A 19,340-nucleotide genomic window follows, 5' to 3' on the forward strand; every position below is an offset into this window, starting at 1 on the left:
CAGAGATGACCGACAAGGTCGCGCTCATCACCGGAGCGGCCCGCGGACAGGGACGCGCGCATGCCGTTCGGCTCAGCGCCGACGGTGCCGACGTCATACTCGTTGACATCGCGGGACCGCTACCCCCGAGTGTCCCCTACGATTCCGCCACGCCTGAGGATCTGGCCGAGACGGCGGAGATGGTAGCGGCCAACGGCCGGCGTGCGGTGACGGCGATCGTCGACACAAGAGATCACGATGGCCTGTGTACCGCTGTCGATGACGCGGTCGCCGAACTCGGGCGGCTCGACGTCATCGTCGCCAACGCGGGCATCTGCGCGCCCGCCGCGTGGGATCAGGTGTCGCCGCGTGACTTCCAGGACACCATCGACATCAATATCGTCGGCACCTGGAACACGGTGATGGCGGGCGCCAAACACATCATCGCCGCTGGGCGGGGCGGCTCGATCATCCTCGTCGGCTCGGCGGCCGGGCTGACGGTGGAGCCGTTCATGATCGCCTACACCGCCAGTAAGCACGCCGTGACGGCCCTGGCCCGCTCATTCGCCGCCGAACTCGGCAAGTTCCACATCCGAGTCAATAGCTTGCATCCCGGCTCTGTGGCGACGCCGATGGGAAGCGGTCGGATGATCGAGGCGATGGCCGATGCCGCCACGTCGAACCCCGCGCTGCGGCACGGCTTCACGAAACAGCTTCTGCCCGACGCGATCACCACTGCCGAGGACGTCGCCAATGCGGTCGCGTGGTTGGCATCGGACGACGCGAGATTTGTCACGGCTGCTGCCATTCCGGTGGATGTCGGTGTGACGGGCAGTTAAGCGCTGGATTGCCGTGTGACGACCGAAGGCCCTGACAAGGGCCTGGCGATCACGCCCGGCGGCGCGTCCACCACGCTCGGGACGGCGTTGACCGCCGCCAGCGCCGTGGCCGCAACCCCGGGATTCACCCGGTCGGTGTCCGACTGCTCGAGGTGCAGTTCGAGGTTCATGTTGGGACTGCCGTTGACGCGAAAGACCATTCCGCCTTGGCCTTCGCGAGCCGGCTTGGGCCAGTGGTCGGGCCATGGCGTGCTGCTGACCGTCGCGAAGTATTGAACCGCGACGGCGGGGCGGCCACCGACGATCCCGGCGAGCTGCCATCGGTGCGCACAGATCGTGCCCTCGGGGATGACGCCGAGCGCGGTGGAGAGATCGGTCGGCGCGAGCAGCGTCTCCCAGTCCAGCTCGATTCCTTCGAGTTCGAAGCCGAGGATGTCGGCGATGTAGGACACCACCGTGCCCCAGTCCTTGTGCACCTTCCCCGACGCGATCCGAACCGGAACATGGCCGTCGGGCTTCCCGAACCCCATCGACTCGTGCAGGACATCCCAGATCGGGTAGGACTTGTCGAGGTCGAGCGCGTATTCGTCCATGCGGTACGAGTCGACGCGGCCGGCTCCTGCCAGCAGCGCCGTGGGAATGTTCATGCTGATGAACCCCGGCTCGCTGCCGGTGGCATAGAACGTCGAGTTGCCCCGTGCTGCGGCGCTTTCCAGGACTTTGCGCCACTCGGCGGGAGCCGCCGCGGGATAGACCATGGGGATCAGCGAGAACGTCACCACGTTGATACCCGCGTCGAGATACGCGGCGATGTCTGCGATTGCCTCTTCTTCGCGTCGAACAGCGGTCGCGCAGTAAGTCACACAGTCGGGATTCAACGCGAGGACAGCTGCGAGGTCATCTGTCGCGGATACGCCGACAGCTGGTGCACCGCACAGTTCACCTGCGTCCAACCCGGCTTTCTCCGGCGTCGACACCTTCACCCCGACGAGATCCAGCGCGGGATCATTGATCACCGCGCGTAACGCCTCACGGCCGGTGAAACCGGTGCCGGCGTGGACAACTCGGTATCGCCTGCCGATCCCATCTGTCACTGTCTACTCACTCTCTTCACGCGACCATCGATGTCACCGGTAGAACGGCCCCGGTTTGCCAGCGCCTTCGAGATGCCCATACGGGTCGTACAGGTTCATCTCGGGATAGGGATTCTGGTCGAATGAGGGCCTCGACAGGCCGGCTTCCCGCAGCCCGGCAAGCACCGCCAACGGCACTGAGAACGACACCAGGCCCACAGTCACCGAGATCAGCAGCTGCCGCGTCAGCGTCACCTTCGGGCGGTCGGACCGCCCGGGCAACCACCGCGCGATGCGGTTGATCAGCACCAGGTCGCCGCTCTCATCACGCACACACATCACCGCGACCATCGCGAAGATCACCGAATCGTAGAGCGCCATGATCAGCGGAAAATGGATATGGCCGATCTGAAGCACAGGCCCGACGGCTTCGGTGTAAATGAAGATCCCGGCCCGCATCCAGGTGAACTGGATGACGCCGTTGATCGGGATTGCGATGATCGTCGCACCGATGAACACCCTGATCAGCCTGCGCTCCGCCAGCCAACGCGTGCGCCGCATCAGCGGGTCCAGCAGTAAATCGTGCAGCTTTAGAAAGCCCAGCCCGTTGAGCAGATAGTAGGCCGCATAGCCGCCCAGAAGTGCCAGGGCGGGTTCGAGATTCGGCGCGATGTTGACGTACGGCCATGAAAACGGGAAGTGCAGCATCCGCGGATCGAAGATCGCGAACGTCGCCCAGTTGGCGAGTGGATCCAGCGCCCCGGTGATGAGCCCGGCGAACGCGATGATGACGGCCCAGTGCACCTTGCGTTGGCGCCAGGACAGCCATCCCAGCGCACCGACCAGGCCGATGGCCAGTGGAATCGAACTGAAGGCGACCACGAGTGGCCAGTTGTCGAAGCCGAGGAACGGTGGGTAGGGAGCAGGCCCGGGATTCGGATTGGTTTTCGCCGGGTGCCCGTGCAGGCCCGACTGGATGTTCGCGATGGTCACGATCGCGAAGACCAGATAGGCCGCGAAGAACAGTCCCCATCCGACCCGGGCAGGCCACGGCGAGAACCGGGTCACGGTGCGTGGTTCGATACCGGATCTTGAGTTTCGCGCAACGGTATTCGCCATGTCACACGCTCACTGGCAGAGTCGACCAACCTCTCACGCTGGTGGTGTGCGCACGCTTGGCCGTCGCATAATCGACTTCCCAATCCGGCCAACGGGTCAGCACCTCCTCGATCGCCACGCGCGCTTGCATGCGTGCCAATGCGGCGCCGAGGCAGAAGTGAATGCCGCGCCCGAATGACAAGTGGGCGGGCTGCCGGTGGATGTCGAACCGGTCCGCGTCCGGGTACTGCCGCTCGTCGCGGTTCGCCGAGCCGTTGATCAGCAGCATCACCGAGCCCTCAGCGACCGTCTCACCATAGAGCTCAACATCACGGGCGACATAGCGGGCCTGCACAGGCGACGGCGCCTCGTAGCGCAGCACCTCCTCGATCGCCGCGGGGATCAGGCTGAAGTCGGCCGCGAGTTCACGGCGCTGGTCCGGATGGTCGGACAACAGTTGTCCGGTGAAGCCGATCAGCCGCGTCGTCGTTTCGTTTCCCGCGCCGACGAGGGTGCCGGTATAGGTCAGCACCTCTCCGCGGGTCAACCGCCTGGTACTGCCGTCAGGTTCCTCGATCTCAGCGTTCACCAGTTCCGTCATCAGGTCGTCCGATGGGTGGTCGTAACGCCAGTCGATGAACTCCTCCAGCATCGAGCCTTGACGCGTCAGCACGTCGTCGGCGACATCGACGAGTTCGCCGTCTTTGAGCTCGAGAAGCCGGTCGGTGTTCTGCCGGATCGCGATCTGCCTGTCCTCGGGGATACCCAGCAGGTATCCGATGGTGCGCATCGGCATCCATGCGCCGAGGTCGGCGATGAAGTCAAACGTCTCGACTTTCTCAAGGGGTTCCAGTGCGCGCCGACAGAACTCCCGTGCCAGTGGTTCGATGGCAGCCATGCGCCGCGGCGTGAACACACCCGACAACAGCCGCCGGTGAAAGTCATGGATCGGCGGGTCCTCGAACAGGATGATGCCCGGCGGTACCTCGACGCCGTTGAGGATGATCTCGATGGTGGTGCCCTTGCCCGACCGGTAATCCTCCCAGTTGGCCAATTCGCGGGCGACGTCTGAGTACCTGCTCAACGCGTAGAAACCGTACTTGTCGTTGTGGTACAGCGGCGCTTCGTCGCGCAGCCGTTTCCACACGGGGTAAGGATCGTCGTCGATGTCGAAGTCGAGCGGGTCGTAATACGGCCCAACCTTCACCCTGTAGGTCACTCCGTGAGAATAGGCGTTATCGGGCTTCGTTATCGCGGGTTTCTTCCGGCAGGCCCTTATGCATGCACGGCCAGGACGCTCGCGATACGGTCGGCTGCCGCCCCAACTGCCCATGTGAGAATATGAATTCTCGCATCGCGCGGAGATCGAATGCGCCGGCGCATATCGGTGTCGAAGTAGACCCAGAATGGCTTCGGCGCCGGTTCGGATTGCGCCAGGGGTCGGCGCACGATTCGCTCGATCATCGACTCTGCGGCAGCGACAACGGAGTCAGGTAGTCAAGGCAAGGCTTGGGCGGCCGATAGAAGGGACCGATCTATGGATTTGGGCTTCGAAGGTGCGACGGCCGTCGTCACCGGTGGCAGTAAGGGCATGGGGCTGGCGATCGCCGAAACGCTGGGCGCCGAAGGGGCATCGGTGGCGATCATGGCGCGTGAACAGCGAGGCCTCGATGCCGCGGCCGAACGGATCCGCGAGGCCGGCGCGCCCGAGGTGCTTGCACTGAGCGTCGACATGGCCGACGCCGGATCGATCACGGCCGGGTACAGCGCGGTCGGCGAAGCCTGGGGACGGCTGAACGTGTTGGTGCACACGGTGGGACCCGATGCCGGAGCCTTCGAAGAACTCGACGATGACGACTGGCACGCCGCCTTCGACTTGGGCACCATGTCCGCAGTCCGATCCGTGCGCGCAGGGCTGCCGATGCTGCGTGCCGCCGACTGGGCCCGCATCGTCACCCTGTCCGCGCACTCGATTCAACGCCAGAGCCCGCGGCTTGTCGCCTACACCGCAATGAAGGCGGCACTGTCGAGCTTCACCAAGAACCTGTCAAAGAGCCTCGGGCCAGAGGGCATCCTCGTGAACTGCGTATGCCCGGGCACCATTGTGACCGCGAGCTTCACCGAGATCCTCAAAGACGTGCTCGCCGCCGAAGGACTGAACTCCGCGGATCCGCACGATGTGATGACGTGGGTGGAGCGGACCTACCGGCACCCCTGTGACCTCGGCCGGGCCGGGCTGCCCGAGGAGATCGCCTCGGCGACGGCGTATCTGGCCTCACGCCGTAACGGATACGTCACCGGCGCCACCGTCAACGTCGATGGTGGCTCGGACTTCATCTGAGTCCTGGCTCGCTAGGCGTTCTTCGCCATCTCCGCGGCGGCCGTGTCGGCCCACTGCGCCTGGTGCCGGCCCATCGTCATGGCACCGTTCCAGCCGCCGTCGGTCCACAGCACCTCACCACCCACGTAACTGAAGCGCGGGCTACCGAGGCAGACCAGGGGCCAGGCCTGCTCCTCCGGCGTCGAATACCGCCCGACCGGTCCCACTGCCTGATCGACGGTGTCCTTACCCATCAGGTCCTGGAAGGCCGGCATCATCGCCGTCTCGGTGGGTCCCGGGTTGATGCAGTTGATCCGGATACCGCGGCGACCGAGTTCGGGATACCACCAACCCACCCACGCATCGATGATGTACTTCGAGTAGGCATAGCCGCTCCACGACCACAACTTCTCGTTGGCCGTCAGCCACTCGACCGCCGCGTCGAACCCCGTTGTTTCGAGCAACCCGGTAATGACCTTGATGTGGTCCTGCCAACCGATTGCGGCCGACGACGAGATGACGCTGATCGCCGACCCGTCGGGCATTTTCGGTACGAGGCACTCGGCCAGGTGACGCGCCCCGACGAAGTTGACCAGGATCGTGTCCCACTCGCTGAACGGTGGACCGGGAAGCCCCGCACAGCTGAAGAGCCCGTCAACCGGACCGTCGATGGACGCCGCGACATCTTCGATACTCGACTGGTCGCGCAGATCGACCTGTAGCGCACCGGCGACGGGAACGGTCGTGGGTTTGATGTCGAGGGCGGTGACCGTCGCACCGAGGTCGACGAGGATCTGCGCGGTGGCCTGCCCCATGCCGGACGCCGCGCCCGTCACGACAACCGACTTACCGCGATACCCCAGCACATCCTCCATGACACGCTCCTGTCGAGAACTTCATTTACCGGATATGAGAACTCACGTTATCACCGGTGTTACCGTGACATCGTGATGGTTCGGAAGGCAACCGCCAGATGACCACGAGCACCCGTCGGCTGCGCATCATTCAGTGGGCTACCGGCGCCGTCGGCAGCGAGATGATCACCGCCATCCTCGATCACCGTCCCGATCTCGAGTTGGTCGGCGCCCGCGTATATTCCGAGGTGAAGAACGGGGTCGATGTCGGGACGCTGGTAGACAGAGCGCCCATCGGCGCCACCGCCACCACCGACGTGGCGACGATCCTCGCGCTGGACGCCGATCTCGTGCTGTACGCGCCGTCGTTCACCGACCTCGACGACGTCTGCGCACTGCTCGCGAGCGGCAAGAACGTCGCAACGCCGTCGTTCTTGTTTCATCCTCGGCGGATACCCGAGGCCGAAAGGACGAAGTTGTTGGCCGCGTGCGAGAGGGGCAACAGCACCATTCATGGCAGCGGGCTCAACCCGGGCAATCTGTCCGGAGTGCTGCCGCTGGCGCTGTCGGGGATGAGCCGCACAATCGATCGGTTGACTCTGCAGGAGAGGGCCGACTGGACCTTGTGGGAGAGCACCGAGATCACCTTCGATGGAATGTGGTTCGGCCGGCCGGTGGACGAGGTGACCCCCACCGCCAACGACTACCTCAAGTTCCTGACCAAACTCTTCGTCGAGCAGATCTGGTTTCTCTCCGACACCTTGAACGCGGGTATCGACGACGTCTCGGTCACCCTGGAAACCGTGCCGGCGAGCAAGGATTTCGAGATCTTCGATCATCTCGTGCGGCAGCACAGCACAGCGGGACAGCGCTGGAACTTCGTCGGCCATCGTGACGGTAACCCGCTGATCGAGTTCGAGACGCTATGGACTGTGGGAGGCGAGTATCCCGACCACTGGCCGCAACCGCTGGACGGTTGGACGCTGACCATCGAGGGCGACCCGTCCATGCGAACACACTTCTTCCCGCTGGCCAGCTTCTCGCGTGCGGCGTCGATCGAGGAGCATGTCCGGGCCGGGCTCGTCACGGTGGCGATGCAGGTCGTCAACGCGATCCCGGCGGTGTGCGCGGCGCCCGCCGGGTTCGCGACGATGGCGGACCTGCCACTCATTCGCAGCCACACAGGCTTCGGCAACAGCGCCTGAGATCTCCCGGCTAGCCAGTGCGGTTCGTCCAGTGCGCGACAAACGGCGCAATGGTGGACAGGTCGTACAGCCCGGGTTCGGCGGCAACGACGGCGGGTATCGCGTTGATCGCATGCATCGCGGCGGCCAGGCAGCCCTGTTCGGCGTGATCTTCGCCGACGGAACCGATTTCGAGATGAATCCGCATGTTCGGATCACCTTCGAAGGTGACCTCGTAGCCGATCTCGGTCGGCCAGTTCGGAGCCAGATCGTCGGCCATGCGGGTGAGATGCTCGACGGACATCGTGGTCTCGCCACAGTCGACGACGACACCGAATCGCATGGCGCCGACAGTCCCCGCTGGGATTTGGCCCGCCGCGACGGTCAAGGCACGCGGCGTCGTCACGACTTCCCGGAATCCCTGCACAGAATGAATCTGGAGCCCGAGCGCCTGCGCGAGCACGGTCGCGCTGCCTATCCATGCGCTCGCCGCGTACTCGGGGTTGGTCAGCAGCGGCGTGGTGTCCTCGGGCGCGTGCCCGAAACCCATGGCGTTGAAGACCAGATCGTGGCTTGTATATGTCGAGTAGTTGAGCACCTCGCGGACATTGATCCGGCTCGTGCGCTGTGTCAGCCGCGACAGGACGGGCGCGATCGACTCCGCCACGAAACCCGGATACAGCCCCAGCCCCAGGAACACTGATTCTCCTGCGTTGCAAGAACGCTCGATGTTCTCTGCAAGGGATTCCTGCAGTGACCGTGGATGGATGAACCTGCTGCCGGTGGCGATGACATTCTTGCCGGATGCGAGTAGGTCGCAGACGTCGGCGAAGCAGCCAGCGGTGTCGGTTTCCACCTTGCCCATGTAGAGCACCACGTCGGCGTCGGTGTTGATGACCGCATCGCGATCGTCGGTGGTGAGCACCCCGGCCTCCTCAACACCGCACAGTGCGCCAGCATCGACTCCGGCTTTCGCGGGGTCGTAGACACGCACACCGACGAGCGTGAGGTCCGGTCGGCCGAGAACGTGCCGCAGCGACATCCTTCCGGTTACACCGGTGGCCCACTGAATCACACGAGTCATCCGGCCACTCCCTCGTTCTCGAGGATCGGATGTGCTTCAACCATCACGGTTCCCTAGGGGGTGGCTAGCGGACGGCAAGGGCACCGACCGCGCGTGGGATGTTGTCACTCGGCGCCGCGTGGAATACGTGCCGGCTTCCGTCCGGCAGTATCCGGCGCGCGATCAGGTAGTCGGAGCCCAGCCAGCCCTGCCTGATACAGCGACCGAACCGCAAGAACGTTCCGGGCGCTCCGCTGGCCGCCGGCACGAGCTTCACCTGCTCGATCCCCTCCTTGACGCCTTCACCGGTCAACGGCCGCGCAGCCGCCAAGCCCCTGGCGATCACGGTTGCGACGTCGTGGCAGAGGCCGGGCATCGAGTGTGCTGGTCGACGGCCGTAGCGGGCCTCGAACCGGTCGAGGAACGCCTGGCCGACGATGTTGCGTTCGTCGTAGCTGTCCAAGCCGATCCAGCCGCGCAACTGCCGCATCCACTCGTCGCTGATGTGCGCCATCTCGAAGGCGGTGGTGGTGTAGCGCGGCGGATCCCAGCCGGCAGCTTCCAGCGCATCCGAAAAGCCCCATAGTCCGTGACCGAAACCCACGTGAACAAGGGCATCGGGGGCGGCGGCACGAAGTTCGGCGACCGCAACTGCCTTGTCGGCTTCGACCTGCGGAATGGCGACAGTGGTCACTGTCTTCAAACCCGCAGCGGAGTATGCTTTTTCGGTGAACGCGAGGTATTCCTTGCCGATCAGCGATGCCTCGTAGGCGATAGCGATCCTCGATCTTCCGTCGCCGAGCATCACCGCCGCGAGCATCACCGGCTCCTCGGGCATCGACCCGTTGTTGAGCGCAAAGGTCCACTCGCCCAGCGCACCCTCCGACCCGGACAGGATGATGTTGGGAACCTTGGCCACCCGGTTGGCGTGCGCGGTGAGCGGTACCGCGTTGTCGGAGACATATGGGCCGAAGATGGCCAGGCAGCCTTCCGCCACCAGCTCGTCGTATCCGCGTTCAACGGCATGATACGTACCGTTGGGCAGGCCGATGACGTCGCGTCTCACCACCTCGACCGGGCGGTCGACGATGCCGGACGCGACCGCTTCATCGAACACCAACCGCAGGGTGTCCAGCGTGTCGTCTTCGGCTCCGGACCTGGTCGGATAGTCGTTGAGCAGACCGATTTTCAGGGGGGCCACCGAACCGTACGCGCGAACACCTCGGTCTGTCATACCCAGCAACATACAACATGAAGGTTGCTACCATGTTCGCCATGGCCAAGCGCGGCGGCACAGATTCCGAACGGCGGGCACGCGGCGATCAAACCCGGCGTGACCTCATCGACGCGGGCCGCACGCTGTTCGTGGAGAAGGGATACTTCAACACCAGCATCGGTGACTTGGTCGCGACCTCGGGCGCCGGCACCCGTGGCGCCTTCTATCACCACTTCAAGGACAAAGCCGAGCTTTTCCGCGCCGTGTTCGAGCAGGTCGAGCGGGACCTCACGCTGCGGTCGCTGGCCTCACCGCCGGCGGGCGCCGACTCCTGGGAGCGGCTCTGCGCCGGCCTGCACGGCTTCCTCGAGTCGGCCCTCGAACCCGAGGTGCAGCGCATCATGCTGGTCGACGGCCCGGTCGTATTGGGCTGGCGGACACTGCGCGCGATCCAGGAAGACAACAGCATCGCGTTGATCAACGAAATGGTGCGCAATGCCATCACCGAGGGCACCATCGACGATCTGCCCGTTGCCGAGTTGACGCACATGCTGGTCGCATCACTCGAGGAGGGCGCGCTTTTGGTGGCACACGCAAAAAGCCCGGCGCGGGCACGTGGTCGTGCGGCTCGCATACTCGACCGGCTTCTGCTCAGCTTCGCTACCGAGCCCCGCAAAGTCGCCCGACGCTAATGGCCTATGTCCAACCGACCGGCTGCGCACGTGCGGAAACGTCCGTTTACATTTTTGATTATGGTTCTTCTACCAACCTGATAATGTTTGTTCGCCCCCGTCTCGAGGAGAGCTGATGTCAGACGCGCCACCATTGCGCGTTGCCGTAGTCGGAGCGTCCGCCGGGTTGGGTCGGTGCATCGGCATCGGCCTGGCGGGCAAGGGTGCGAGGGTCGCCTTCCTCGCGCGGCGTCGCGACCGCCTCGAGAAGGCCGCCGAGGAGGCCGGCAACGGATCGGCGGCGGTCGCGTGCGACGTCACCGACGCAGACGCCTGTCATCGCGCCATGGCAACCGTCGTCGAAGATTTCGGCGGCCTGGACGCACTCGTCTACACCACCGGCGTCGGCATCCTCGCCCCGCTGACCCAGGTGACAGCCGAGCAGTGGGCGAACCTGTTCGCCACCAACGTCACCGGAGCCTCACTCGTCACCGCAGCAGCCGCACCTCACCTCGCGGCCACCGCCGGTTCGGCGGTCTACCTGTCGTCGCTGAGTGCGTCGTACTCCGATCCGTGGCCGCTGCTCGGGGCCTACGCGGTGTCGAAGGCCGCCCTGGACAAGCTGGTCGAGGCTTGGCGGATCGAACATCCGAACATCGGCTTCACCCGGCTGGCGGTCGGCGACTGCTTCGGCGGCGAAGGCGACTCTCAGACTGAGTTCAACAAGACGTGGGAGCCCCAGGCGTTGGAAAACGCCATCCGGTTCTGGATGGACAACGGCTACATGCAGGGCGGTCTCGTGGAGGCCGACCACCTCGTCGATGTTGTTCATTCCGTACTTTGTTGTGGGAACAGCAGTTTCATCCCCAACCTGACATTGGCTCCCCGGCCCTCCGGCGCGGTGGCCGAACTTCGACAGTGGTGAAGGACTTTTCGGTGACACACGAATCGCGCATGCTCATCGACGGCAAGCTCGTCGAATCCGAAACGGGCCGGCAGTTCGACAACATCAACCCCGCGACCGAGGAGGTGCTCGGTGGTACCGCCGACGGCACCCGCGCCGACATGGAACGCGCCGTGGCGGCCGCCCGGCACGCGTTCGACCACACCGACTGGTCGCGAAACCCCGCGGCCAGGGCCGCCGGCCTACGTCAACTGCAGGCGGCGCTGGAGGCCGAACGCGAGGAGATCCGCAGCGAGCTCATCGCAGAAGCCGGTTGCCCGCTGCTGAGTACGTTCGGGCCACAGCTCGACGTGCCGCTCAGGGAGGCACTGGGCTGGCCGACCGACATGATCGAACAATTCCCTTGGAAGCGTTCGCTTCCCGACAAGGATGCGTTCGGCATGGGCACGCTGGCCGCGCGCGAAGTGTGGAAGGAACCCGTCGGCGTCGTCGGCGTCGTCACGCCGTGGAACTTCCCATTCGAGATCATCCTCAACAAGATCGGGCCGATCCTGGCCATGGGCAACACGATGGTGCTCAAGCCCGCACCGGACACCCCGTGGAACGCCACCCGCATCGGCCGGCTCATCGCCGAGCAGACCGACATCCCACCCGGGGTGGTCAACATCGTCACCTCCTCGGACCATCTCGTCGGCGAGGTCCTTTCGACCTCACCCCTGGTCGACATGGTGGCCTTCACCGGGTCGACGGCGACCGGGCGACGCATCATGGCCGCCGCCGCCGAGACCGTCAAGCCGACCTTTCTGGAACTCGGCGGCAAGTCGGTGTATCTCGTGCTCGACGACGACGGTGACATCAGCGCGTCGGTCGGCGGCAGCGCCTTCATTTCGATGCACGCCGGACAGGGCTGCGCCATGCCGACCCGGCTGCTGGTCCCCAACTCCCGCTACGCCGAGGCCGTCGAGATCGTCAAGGTCGCGATGGAGAAGAACAAGTACGGCGATCCCACCGACCCGTCGGTGCTGCAGGGTCCTCAGGTGTCGAAACGCCAGCAGGACCGGGTGATGGGGTACATCGAGAAGGGCAAGCAGGAAGGCGCCCGCCTGGTCACGGGTGGAAACATTCCCGCCCACCTTCCGAAGGGGTTCTTCGTCGAGCCAACGGTTTTCGCTGACGTGGACAACCGGATGACGATCGCCCAGGAGGAGATCTTCGGCCCGGTGCTGTCGGTCATCGGGTTCGACGACGACGACGACGCCGTGCGCATCGCCAACGACTCCATCTACGGCCTTTCCGGCGTGGTGTTCGCCAACGACCTCGACCGGGCCAAGTCCGTCGCCGGCCGGATCCGCACCGGAACCCTCGGAATCAACGGAGGTCTGTGGTACGGCGCCGACGCACCCTTCGGCGGCTACAAGCAATCCGGTGTCGGACGGCAGTGCGGCATCGAGGGCCTCGAGATCTTCACCGAAACCAAGACTGTCGGCTGGCCTAAGGAGTCGTAGATGAAATCAAGAGCCGCGGTGTTACGCGGAGTGGGCGTCGACTGGGAAGTCACCGACATCGAATTGGACCCGCCGCACGCCGGTGAGGTGCTGGTCAAGATGGCTTACGCCGGCATCTGCCACTCCGACGAGCACTTCTACACCGGCGACAGCGTGCCAAGCCCCGAGATGGAGGAGATGATGCGGGCCTCCGGCGTGGCCGTGCCCGAATGGTTCCCCATGCTCGGCGGACATGAAGGCTCCGGGGTGGTCGAGGAGGTGGGCCCCGAAGTCACGAACCTCAAACCCGGTGACCACGTGGCCATCTCGTTTCTGCCAGCCTGCGGCAATTGCCGTTGGTGCGCCACTGGGCACACCTATATCTGCGACGTCGGCGCCGATCTCTACAGCAAGGCCATGACCACCGACGGCACCCGACGCAGGCACATTGCGGGGCCGAACGGCTCCGAGGACCTGATGGCCATGATGCAGGTCGGCACCTTCTCCGAGTACGTCGTCGCATCCGAACGGTCCCTCGTCAAGATCAACGACTGGATTCCGCTGGAAGCCGCGTCCTTGGTTTCCTGCGGTGTGACAACGGGTTTCGGCTCCGGATCGGTGGCCGCGGGCACCCAGGCCGGTGACACCGTCGTGGTCATCGGCGTCGGCGGAATCGGTATGAACGCCGTCCAAGGCGCGAAGGCCGCGGGCGCCAAGCACATCGTCGCCGTCGACCCCAACGAGTTCAAACGCGAGATCGCACCCACCTTCGGTGCGACACACACCGCCGTCGACGCCGGCGCCGCACTAGACCTCGTCAAAGAGATCACCTGGGGTGTGATGGCCGACCGGGTCGTGCTGACGCCGGGCGTGGTGCCGGTCGACCTCGTGATGATGGCGATGCTGCTGCTGCGTAAGGGCGGCACCTGCGTGCTGACCGGCATGGCGAAGGTCAGCGACCTGATGGTCCCGATGAGCCTGCCTGACATGGTCTCGTCGTGTAAGACGCTCAAGGGCGTGCTCTACGGCGAAATGAACCCCCGCGAAGCGATGCCCCGACTACTTTCGATGTACGAAGCCGGCACGCTCAAACTCGACGAACTGGTCACCCAGAAGTACAAGCTCGACGACATCAACGAGGCGATGCGCGATCTGCGCGCGGGTAGGAACGTCCGCGGGGTCATCAGCTTTCCATGAGGTCATTCGGCGCACGGGCGTAGAGTCGAATGATCAGGGGCTGAGCCCAACGCCTCCCAGCGAATATCCAGGTCTGCCGGGGTGCGATGATTTTGAGTGCGGAGCCGACCGTTGAGCAGTGACCGATGCGTGCAGAGCGCATCGGCGGCTGTCGACGGGTTGAGCTGGCAATCCGTTCCCCACCCGGTGGTCGTGGTCGACCGCTCCGGGGTGGTCCACGCAGTGAGTGCCCCCGCCCGATCGGTGCTGGCCGACGTCGAAATCGGCGCCCGGCTGGCCGACACCGCGCCGTCGTGGCTGGTGCGCGCACACGATCGGCGGGCTTCGGTGGCGACCGGCACCGTGAACGGCCGCGAGTTCGAAGCAAGGCCAACAGAACTGTCGGGCGGCGAGGTTGCGTGGTGGCAGATGGACTTCCTCGGCGCCCAGGTACCGAATCCGCACCTGGTCGCGCACCTGCACCAGCACGCACCCGATGCGGTCGCGCTGTCGTGTTCCATCCCGACCCGGCTGCCTGCCGCACACGCCGCGATCGCGGCCTGCCAGTCCGCAGGTGTCTCAGTGCTCGTCGGCGGTGCCGCATTCGGGGCCGACGGCCGCTACGCGCGCCTGCTCGGTGCCGATGCCTGGGCGCCGGATGCCCGCGGCGCCGCGCAGTGGCTGAGCGAAGGCCTGACCCGGCTTCGCCTCTCCGCGAACCACCACGCTCCCGGGAGCCTGCCGCATCTGGCCGACCAGGAGTATTCGCTGGTCAGCAGCACCAAGGCGCAACTGGTCAAGCAAAGCCTTGCTGACCTGCAGGACCGTTTCCCTGCGATGCGCGATTACAGCGAGGCGCAACGCGAGCACACCGCCGCCGACATCGCCCATATCGTCGACTTCCTTGCGACCGCTTTGTACGTCGACGACGACGACCTGTTCACCGGTTTCATGGTCTGGACCGCCGAGGTGCTCTGCGCCCGCGGCGTACCGACGATCTCGCTGACGCTGACGCTGGAACTGTTGTCGGCCCAACTCCAAGACTTTCCGCGAACCCAGCGCCTGCTGGCCGCGGCGCGTACGGACCTGTCCGCATACCGAACCACGACCGCTTCATGAAACTCACTCTGACCTCCGGTCCGGCCGTCACCGCTGAAAACCCGGACGAAACCGAGATCGGTTGAACGCGAGGCCCCCTCAAGCGGTGCGCGGCACCGCGCGCAGAGCGGTCCGCACGGCCAGAAAGATCACCGATGAAGTGACGACGAACACCGGCCAACCCATCGCGATGCGCGCCACCGCGAGCAGGCCGTCCTGATCCGTGTCGTACAGATAGAACTGCACCAGGAACCGTGTCCAGGATGCGGTGGCCATCACGATGGTAGCGATATCGAAAGCCAAGCGCACCCGCGGAATTCGGCGCCAACTGCCGTCGCGGCCGGTGATGCGTGCCCACACGACACCCACCAGCGGTCGCCGGATCACCAGCGACGTGGTGAACAGTATGGCCAGCGCGAAGTACATCCAGATGCCGGGCAGATAGAAGTCCTTGGCCCGGCCGGTGACGAAGGCGTACGCCGCACACACCGCCACCCCGGCGAACCCCAGCAGCGCGGGCCGGATGGACTCGCGCCTGCGCAACTGCCAACCGAGGACCGCCGTCGCGGCCACGATGGCGGCGGCCACCGCCGCTCGCAGATCCGCCAGCGCCGACGTCGCGCCGAAGGCCGCGACCGGCAACGCCGTGGACACCAGACCGCGCACACCGCCGGCACGAAGGAGCAGGCGCTCGATCGGTGGCCGGGGGTCGCCCGGCGGCTGGGACATGGTCGCCACACTAGCGGGGAGCGCCCGTCGCGCCTCGTAGTAGCGTTTGAACCATGGTGTTGGCGGCGGCGATTCAGCTAGAGGCGGTAGTTGGTGACGTGAGCGCCAACCTCGCTGCCTGCGAACGCCTCGCCGATGAAGCCGGCCGGGCCGGCGCCGAGGTCATTGCGCTGCCGGAGTTCTTCACCACCGGTATCGGGTTCGTCGACGCGCTGAAAGACGCCGCCCTGCCGCCGGACGGGAAGGCGACCGAACTGCTCACCGCCCTTGCCCGGCGGCACCGCGCGCTGGTCGGCGGTTCGTTTCTGTGCCGGGACGCCGACGGGCACGTACGCAACGCCTATTTCGGTGCGGACGCCAGCGGTGTGGTGGGCCGCCACGACAAGGACCTGCCCACGATGTGGGAGAACGCCTTCTACGTCGGCGGAGACGACGACGGCGTGTTCCGGGCCGGGGACCACGATATCGGCGCGGCGGTGTGCTGGGAGCTGATGCGTACCGGCACGGTCAATCGGTTGCGGTCGCGCGTCGATCTGGTGATGACCGGATCCGGCTGGTGGTCGATTCCGCCGTGGCCACCCCGGGCCGTCTTCGATCGCTGGGAACGCAGCAACGCGGCCACGGCACGACTCGCGGCGGCCTCCTTCGCCAAGTACGTCGGCGCACCGGTCGTGCACGCCGCACACGCCGGTGAGGTGACGTGCCCGATGCCCTGGATGCCGATGACCTACCGGGGGCGTTTCGAGGGGGCGACGCTGATCACCGATGCGCTCGGCAACGTCGTCGCGGAGCGCCGCGCCGAGGAGGGCGAAGGCATTGTTCTCGCAGAGATCGAAATCGGCCGTCGCGCACCGTTACTCGATGTGCCCGAGGGATTCTGGTTGCATCCTCGAGGTCCGCTGCCGAGCGTGGTCTGGAACTATCAGCGCTGGCACGGCCGTCGTTGGTATCGCCGTCACGTGATGCGCAGCGCAAGTTGACAGACCCCACTTCATGATCAACTCTGCACGGTGTGACGTTGCAAATTGACCTGGGCGGCCGCCGTGTCCTGATCACCGGCGCGGGGCAGGGCGTGGGCCGCGGGTTGGCGCACGCGTTCACCAAAGCCGGTGCCGAAGTGCTCGTCAACGACCTGCGTCCGGCACGCGCCGACGCGGTGGTCGACGAGTTACGTGAGGGCGGCGGCCGCGCCGCACCGGTGCCTTTTGATGTGACGGACTTCGACGAGGTCGCCAACGCAGTTGTCGCACAAGGTGATGTCGACGTCCTAGTGAACAACGCGGGCAACGCGGGCGCCGAGGGATTCGCCGGTCGGGGCCCGTTCGCCGAGTCCGAGCCCGCGGACTGGGAGGCGTACCTGCGGGTGAACCTGTACGGGGTTCTGCACTGCACCCGCGCGGTGCTGCCCGCGATGATCGCCAACAACTGGGGGCGCGTCATCACGATCGTCTCGGACGCGGGCCGCACGGGCGACGCCAACGGGGCGGCCTACGCGGCGTCGAAGGCCGGCGCAGCCGGATTCATCCGGTCCATCGCCGTCGAAAACGGGCGCTACGGCATCACGGCCAACAACATCGCGCTCGGCACGATGCGTACCCCGCTGACCGAGCCGTTGTGGGCCGAACACGCGGATTCCCCACAGGCCAAGGCGATTCTGCAAAACTATGCGATCCGTCGACCCGGCGATCCCGATGATCTCGCAGCGCTAGCGGTCTTACTCGGCAGCGAACACGGGTCGTGGATCACCGGGCAAACGATCCCCGTCAATGGCGGGTTCTCGTTCGCGATGTGAGCTGGGGCGCCAGGCTGTCGAGCAGGCCGCGTACCCGATGTTCGATCTCGTCGCGGATCAGCCGGACGGTCTCCACGGACTGGCCGGCAGGATCGGGTAATTCCCAGTTCTCGTAACGCTTTCCGGGGAAGTACGGGCACGTGTCTCCACAGCCCATCGTGACGACGACGTCGGCGGCCCGCACCGTGTCGTCGGTCCACGGTTTGGGATATTCCCGAGTGATGTCGATGCCGACCTCCGCCATTGCCTGAACCGCTGACGGGTTGATCTGATCCGCCGGTTCCGAGCCACCCGACCACGCCACGGCATGCTCGCCGGCGAGGTGGTTGAAGTAACCCAGCGCCATCTGCGAGCGCCCGGCGTTGTGCGTGCACAAGAACAGCACGGTGGGCCGCACGTCGGCGAGCAACCGGCGTCGCAACGCCAGCGACACATATACCAGCGCGACCAACACCGGAACCTCGATCAACGGACCCACCACGCCGGCCAACGCCTGCCCGGAGGTGGCGCCGAACGTGGCGATGGCCACTGCGATCGCCAACTCGAAGTTGTTGCCCGCGGCGGTGAACGCCAGCGCGGTGGTACGCGCATAGCCCAGCCGCAGCGCCGCGCCGAGCAGATACCCGCCGCCCCACATGATCGCAAAGTAGGCCAGCAGCGGTAACGCGATTCGTGCCACGTCGAGCGGACGGCTCGTGATTTGATCCCCCTGGAGCGCAAAGAGAATCACGATGGTGAACAGCAGCCCGTACAGCGCCCATGGCCCGATCTTCGGCAGGAACCGGGTTTCGTACCAGTCGCGGCCTTTGACGCGCTCGCCCGCGCGGCGCGATAGGTAACCGGCCAGCAGCGGGATTCCGAGGAAGATCAGCACCGACTTGGCGATCTGCCACGGGGAGGCGGTGATGGTCGTCTGCTCCAACCCGAGCCAGCCTGGCAGCACCGATAGGTAGAACCAGCCCAACACCGCGAACATGACGACCTGGAAGACGGAGTTCAGCGCGACGAGCACCGCCGCCGCTTCGCGGTCGCCGCACGCCAGATCGTTCCAGATGATAACCATTGCAATGCATCTCGCCAACCCGACGATGATCACGCCGGTGCGGTACTCCGGAAGGTCCGGCAGCAGCAGCCACGACAGCGCGAACATCAGCGCTGGCCCGAGCACCCAGTTGAGAAGCAGAGAACTCACCAGCAGCCGGCGGTCACCGGTCACGGTGTCGAGGCGGTCGTAGCGCACTTTCGCCAGCACCGGGTACATCATGACCAACAGTCCCAGCGCGATCGGCAGTGAAATGCCGTCCACCTGACCGGCTTCCAGCACGGTGTTGACCTCCGGCACCCAGCGTCCGAGGAGCAGGCCCGCCGCCATCGCGACGCCGATCCACACCGGCAGGAACCGGTCCAGCGTGGACAGTTTCCCGACGACCGGTGCCGTCGGCGCCGTCGAGGCCGTACTGCTCATGCGTCGACGGCGGTGGTGAGGTCGAAGAGCGCGGACAGGCTGTGCAGCGCTTCGGGGGCCACGGCGTAGTACACCCACGACGCGCGCCGCTGCGAGGTCAGCAGGCCGGCGTCGCGCAGCACTTTGAGGTGGTGCGACACCGTCGGCTGGGAGACGTCGATATCGGTCGTGATGTCGCACACGCACGCCTCGGCTCCGGCGTGGCTGGCGATCGCGCTGAACAGCCGCAACCGCGTCGGATCTGCCAGCGCCTTGAGCTTGACCGCCATTTGCGTGGCTTCCGCGGTCGACAGGGGTTCGCGTAGCAGAGGTGGGCCGGCACAGCGACTGTCGTCGGCGGATCGGCGTGAATTCGACATTCGTCGATATTGACAGATATCGAATCAGCGGGTCAA

The 19,340-nt window shown here is 65.5% G+C and carries 19 protein-coding genes; 10 read left to right on the forward strand and 9 right to left on the reverse strand.

Going from position 1 to position 19,340, the window contains the following annotated elements; translation table 11 throughout:
• Positions 1-5 precede the first annotated feature (5 nt).
• The gene (locus ABQF13_RS10045; RefSeq protein WP_448392694.1) at positions 6-818 is read left to right on the forward strand and encodes a mycofactocin-coupled SDR family oxidoreductase; all 813 of its coding nucleotides are present in this window, start codon (positions 6-8) and stop codon (positions 816-818) included.
• Here the strand turns inward: ABQF13_RS10045 and ABQF13_RS10050 are convergent.
• Genes ABQF13_RS10050 through ABQF13_RS10060 form a run of 3 tightly spaced genes read right to left on the reverse strand, consistent with a single transcriptional unit; the run spans position 815 to position 4,208 of the window.
• Positions 815-1,912, reverse strand: a complete 1,098-nt coding sequence (locus ABQF13_RS10050; protein ID WP_448392559.1) for a dihydrodipicolinate reductase — start codon at positions 1,910-1,912, stop codon at positions 815-817. The genes ABQF13_RS10045 and ABQF13_RS10050 overlap by 4 nt on opposite strands.
• Positions 1,913-1,945: 33 nt before the next feature.
• Positions 1,946-3,010: a hypothetical protein gene (locus tag ABQF13_RS10055; protein WP_448392560.1), complete on the reverse strand. Its 1,065-nt coding sequence runs from the start codon at positions 3,008-3,010 to the stop codon at positions 1,946-1,948.
• 1 nt (position 3,011) lies between these two features.
• Positions 3,012-4,208, reverse strand: coding sequence for a cytochrome P450 (locus ABQF13_RS10060; RefSeq protein WP_448392561.1), 1,197 nt, complete (start codon positions 4,206-4,208; stop codon positions 3,012-3,014).
• 318 nt (positions 4,209-4,526) lie between these two features.
• Between ABQF13_RS10060 and ABQF13_RS10065 the strand changes: the two genes are divergently transcribed.
• Positions 4,527-5,330 carry an SDR family NAD(P)-dependent oxidoreductase gene (locus tag ABQF13_RS10065; RefSeq protein WP_448392562.1) on the forward strand — a complete coding sequence of 268 codons (804 nt, stop codon included), beginning with the start codon at positions 4,527-4,529 and terminating at the stop codon, positions 5,328-5,330.
• A gap of 11 nt (positions 5,331-5,341) precedes the next feature.
• Here ABQF13_RS10065 and ABQF13_RS10070 read toward each other — a convergent pair whose 3' ends face one another.
• Complete coding sequence (locus ABQF13_RS10070; RefSeq protein ID WP_448392563.1) at positions 5,342-6,184, reverse strand: SDR family oxidoreductase; 843 nt, start codon at positions 6,182-6,184, stop codon at positions 5,342-5,344.
• Positions 6,185-6,282: 98 nt separating this feature from the next.
• Here ABQF13_RS10070 and ABQF13_RS10075 point away from each other — a divergent pair, with 98 nt between their 5' ends.
• Complete coding sequence (locus ABQF13_RS10075; RefSeq protein ID WP_448392564.1) at positions 6,283-7,368, forward strand: NAD(P)H-dependent amine dehydrogenase family protein; 1,086 nt, start codon at positions 6,283-6,285, stop codon at positions 7,366-7,368.
• A 10-nt stretch (positions 7,369-7,378) separates the two neighbouring features.
• Here the strand turns inward: ABQF13_RS10075 and ABQF13_RS10080 are convergent, their stop codons facing one another.
• Both ABQF13_RS10080 and ABQF13_RS10085 read right to left on the reverse strand, forming a co-directional pair.
• A complete protein-coding gene (locus ABQF13_RS10080) occupies positions 7,379-8,431 on the reverse strand; it encodes an NAD(P)H-dependent amine dehydrogenase family protein (protein ID WP_448392565.1) in 1,053 nt (350 codons plus the stop codon).
• Between the two features lie 64 nt (positions 8,432-8,495).
• Positions 8,496-9,644: an ABC transporter substrate-binding protein gene (locus ABQF13_RS10085; RefSeq protein WP_448392566.1), complete on the reverse strand. Its 1,149-nt coding sequence runs from the start codon at positions 9,642-9,644 to the stop codon at positions 8,496-8,498.
• A gap of 41 nt (positions 9,645-9,685) precedes the next feature.
• On the opposite strand from ABQF13_RS10085, the gene ABQF13_RS10090 reads away from it, so the two are divergent.
• The 5 genes from ABQF13_RS10090 to ABQF13_RS10110 all read left to right on the forward strand — a co-directional run bounded on the left by ABQF13_RS10090 (position 9,686) and on the right by ABQF13_RS10110 (position 14,980).
• Entirely contained in the window at positions 9,686-10,318 is a 633-nt protein-coding gene (locus ABQF13_RS10090) for a TetR/AcrR family transcriptional regulator (RefSeq protein ID WP_448392567.1), read from the forward strand.
• Between the two features lie 115 nt (positions 10,319-10,433).
• Positions 10,434-11,222 carry an SDR family oxidoreductase gene (locus tag ABQF13_RS10095; RefSeq protein WP_448392568.1) on the forward strand — a complete coding sequence of 263 codons (789 nt, stop codon included), beginning with the start codon at positions 10,434-10,436 and terminating at the stop codon, positions 11,220-11,222.
• A gap of 29 nt (positions 11,223-11,251) precedes the next feature.
• A complete protein-coding gene (locus tag ABQF13_RS10100) occupies positions 11,252-12,706 on the forward strand; it encodes an aldehyde dehydrogenase family protein (RefSeq protein WP_448392695.1) in 1,455 nt (484 codons plus the stop codon).
• Positions 12,707-13,882: an NDMA-dependent alcohol dehydrogenase gene (locus ABQF13_RS10105; protein ID WP_448392569.1), complete on the forward strand. Its 1,176-nt coding sequence runs from the start codon at positions 12,707-12,709 to the stop codon at positions 13,880-13,882. It abuts the gene before it with no gap.
• A gap of 111 nt (positions 13,883-13,993) precedes the next feature.
• Complete coding sequence (locus ABQF13_RS10110) at positions 13,994-14,980, forward strand: cobalamin B12-binding domain-containing protein (protein WP_448392570.1); 987 nt, start codon at positions 13,994-13,996, stop codon at positions 14,978-14,980.
• Between the two features lie 78 nt (positions 14,981-15,058).
• On the opposite strand, the gene ABQF13_RS10115 is transcribed toward ABQF13_RS10110, so the two are convergent.
• Entirely contained in the window at positions 15,059-15,688 is a 630-nt protein-coding gene (locus tag ABQF13_RS10115) for a DUF3159 domain-containing protein (RefSeq protein WP_448392571.1), read from the reverse strand.
• Positions 15,689-15,741: 53 nt separating this feature from the next.
• Between ABQF13_RS10115 and ABQF13_RS10120 the strand changes: the two genes are divergently transcribed.
• Together ABQF13_RS10120 and ABQF13_RS10125 are read left to right on the forward strand one after the other, a co-directional pair.
• On the forward strand, positions 15,742-16,668 hold the full coding sequence (locus ABQF13_RS10120) for a carbon-nitrogen hydrolase family protein (protein ID WP_448392572.1): 927 nt from the start codon (positions 15,742-15,744) through the stop codon (positions 16,666-16,668).
• Positions 16,669-16,700: 32 nt separating this feature from the next.
• Positions 16,701-17,480 (forward strand): SDR family NAD(P)-dependent oxidoreductase, encoded by a 780-nt coding sequence (locus tag ABQF13_RS10125; protein ID WP_448392573.1) that lies wholly within the window; start codon positions 16,701-16,703, stop codon positions 17,478-17,480.
• On the opposite strand, the gene arsB is transcribed toward ABQF13_RS10125, so the two are convergent.
• Both arsB and ABQF13_RS10135 read right to left on the reverse strand, forming a co-directional pair.
• Positions 17,452-18,945, reverse strand: coding sequence for an ACR3 family arsenite efflux transporter (gene arsB, locus ABQF13_RS10130; protein ID WP_448392574.1), 1,494 nt, complete (start codon positions 18,943-18,945; stop codon positions 17,452-17,454). The genes ABQF13_RS10125 and arsB overlap by 29 nt on opposite strands.
• A complete protein-coding gene (locus ABQF13_RS10135) occupies positions 18,942-19,304 on the reverse strand; it encodes an ArsR/SmtB family transcription factor (RefSeq protein ID WP_448392575.1) in 363 nt (120 codons plus the stop codon). The genes arsB and ABQF13_RS10135 overlap by 4 nt, the downstream gene beginning before the upstream one ends.
• Positions 19,305-19,340: the final 36 nt, after the last annotated feature.

Source organism: Mycolicibacterium sp. XJ879 (assembly GCF_053483935.1).

Coding starts and splice junctions, on each gene's coding strand:
- ABQF13_RS10045 (WP_448392694.1), top strand. CDS start 6: ATGACCGACAAGGTCGCGCTCATCACCGGAGCGGCCCGCGGACAGGGA.
- ABQF13_RS10055 (WP_448392560.1), bottom strand. CDS start 3,010: ATGGCGAATACCGTTGCGCGAAACTCAAGATCCGGTATCGAACCACGC.
- ABQF13_RS10065 (WP_448392562.1), top strand. CDS start 4,527: ATGGATTTGGGCTTCGAAGGTGCGACGGCCGTCGTCACCGGTGGCAGT.
- ABQF13_RS10070 (WP_448392563.1), bottom strand. CDS start 6,184: ATGGAGGATGTGCTGGGGTATCGCGGTAAGTCGGTTGTCGTGACGGGC.
- ABQF13_RS10075 (WP_448392564.1), top strand. CDS start 6,283: ATGACCACGAGCACCCGTCGGCTGCGCATCATTCAGTGGGCTACCGGC.
- ABQF13_RS10080 (WP_448392565.1), bottom strand. CDS start 8,431: ATGACTCGTGTGATTCAGTGGGCCACCGGTGTAACCGGAAGGATGTCG.
- ABQF13_RS10085 (WP_448392566.1), bottom strand. CDS start 9,644: ATGACAGACCGAGGTGTTCGCGCGTACGGTTCGGTGGCCCCCCTGAAA.
- ABQF13_RS10090 (WP_448392567.1), top strand. CDS start 9,686: ATGGCCAAGCGCGGCGGCACAGATTCCGAACGGCGGGCACGCGGCGAT.
- ABQF13_RS10095 (WP_448392568.1), top strand. CDS start 10,434: ATGTCAGACGCGCCACCATTGCGCGTTGCCGTAGTCGGAGCGTCCGCC.
- ABQF13_RS10100 (WP_448392695.1), top strand. CDS start 11,252: ATGCTCATCGACGGCAAGCTCGTCGAATCCGAAACGGGCCGGCAGTTC.
- ABQF13_RS10105 (WP_448392569.1), top strand. CDS start 12,707: ATGAAATCAAGAGCCGCGGTGTTACGCGGAGTGGGCGTCGACTGGGAA.
- ABQF13_RS10115 (WP_448392571.1), bottom strand. CDS start 15,688: ATGTCCCAGCCGCCGGGCGACCCCCGGCCACCGATCGAGCGCCTGCTC.
- ABQF13_RS10120 (WP_448392572.1), top strand. CDS start 15,742: ATGGTGTTGGCGGCGGCGATTCAGCTAGAGGCGGTAGTTGGTGACGTG.
- arsB (WP_448392574.1), bottom strand. CDS start 18,945: ATGAGCAGTACGGCCTCGACGGCGCCGACGGCACCGGTCGTCGGGAAA.
- ABQF13_RS10135 (WP_448392575.1), bottom strand. CDS start 19,304: ATGTCGAATTCACGCCGATCCGCCGACGACAGTCGCTGTGCCGGCCCA.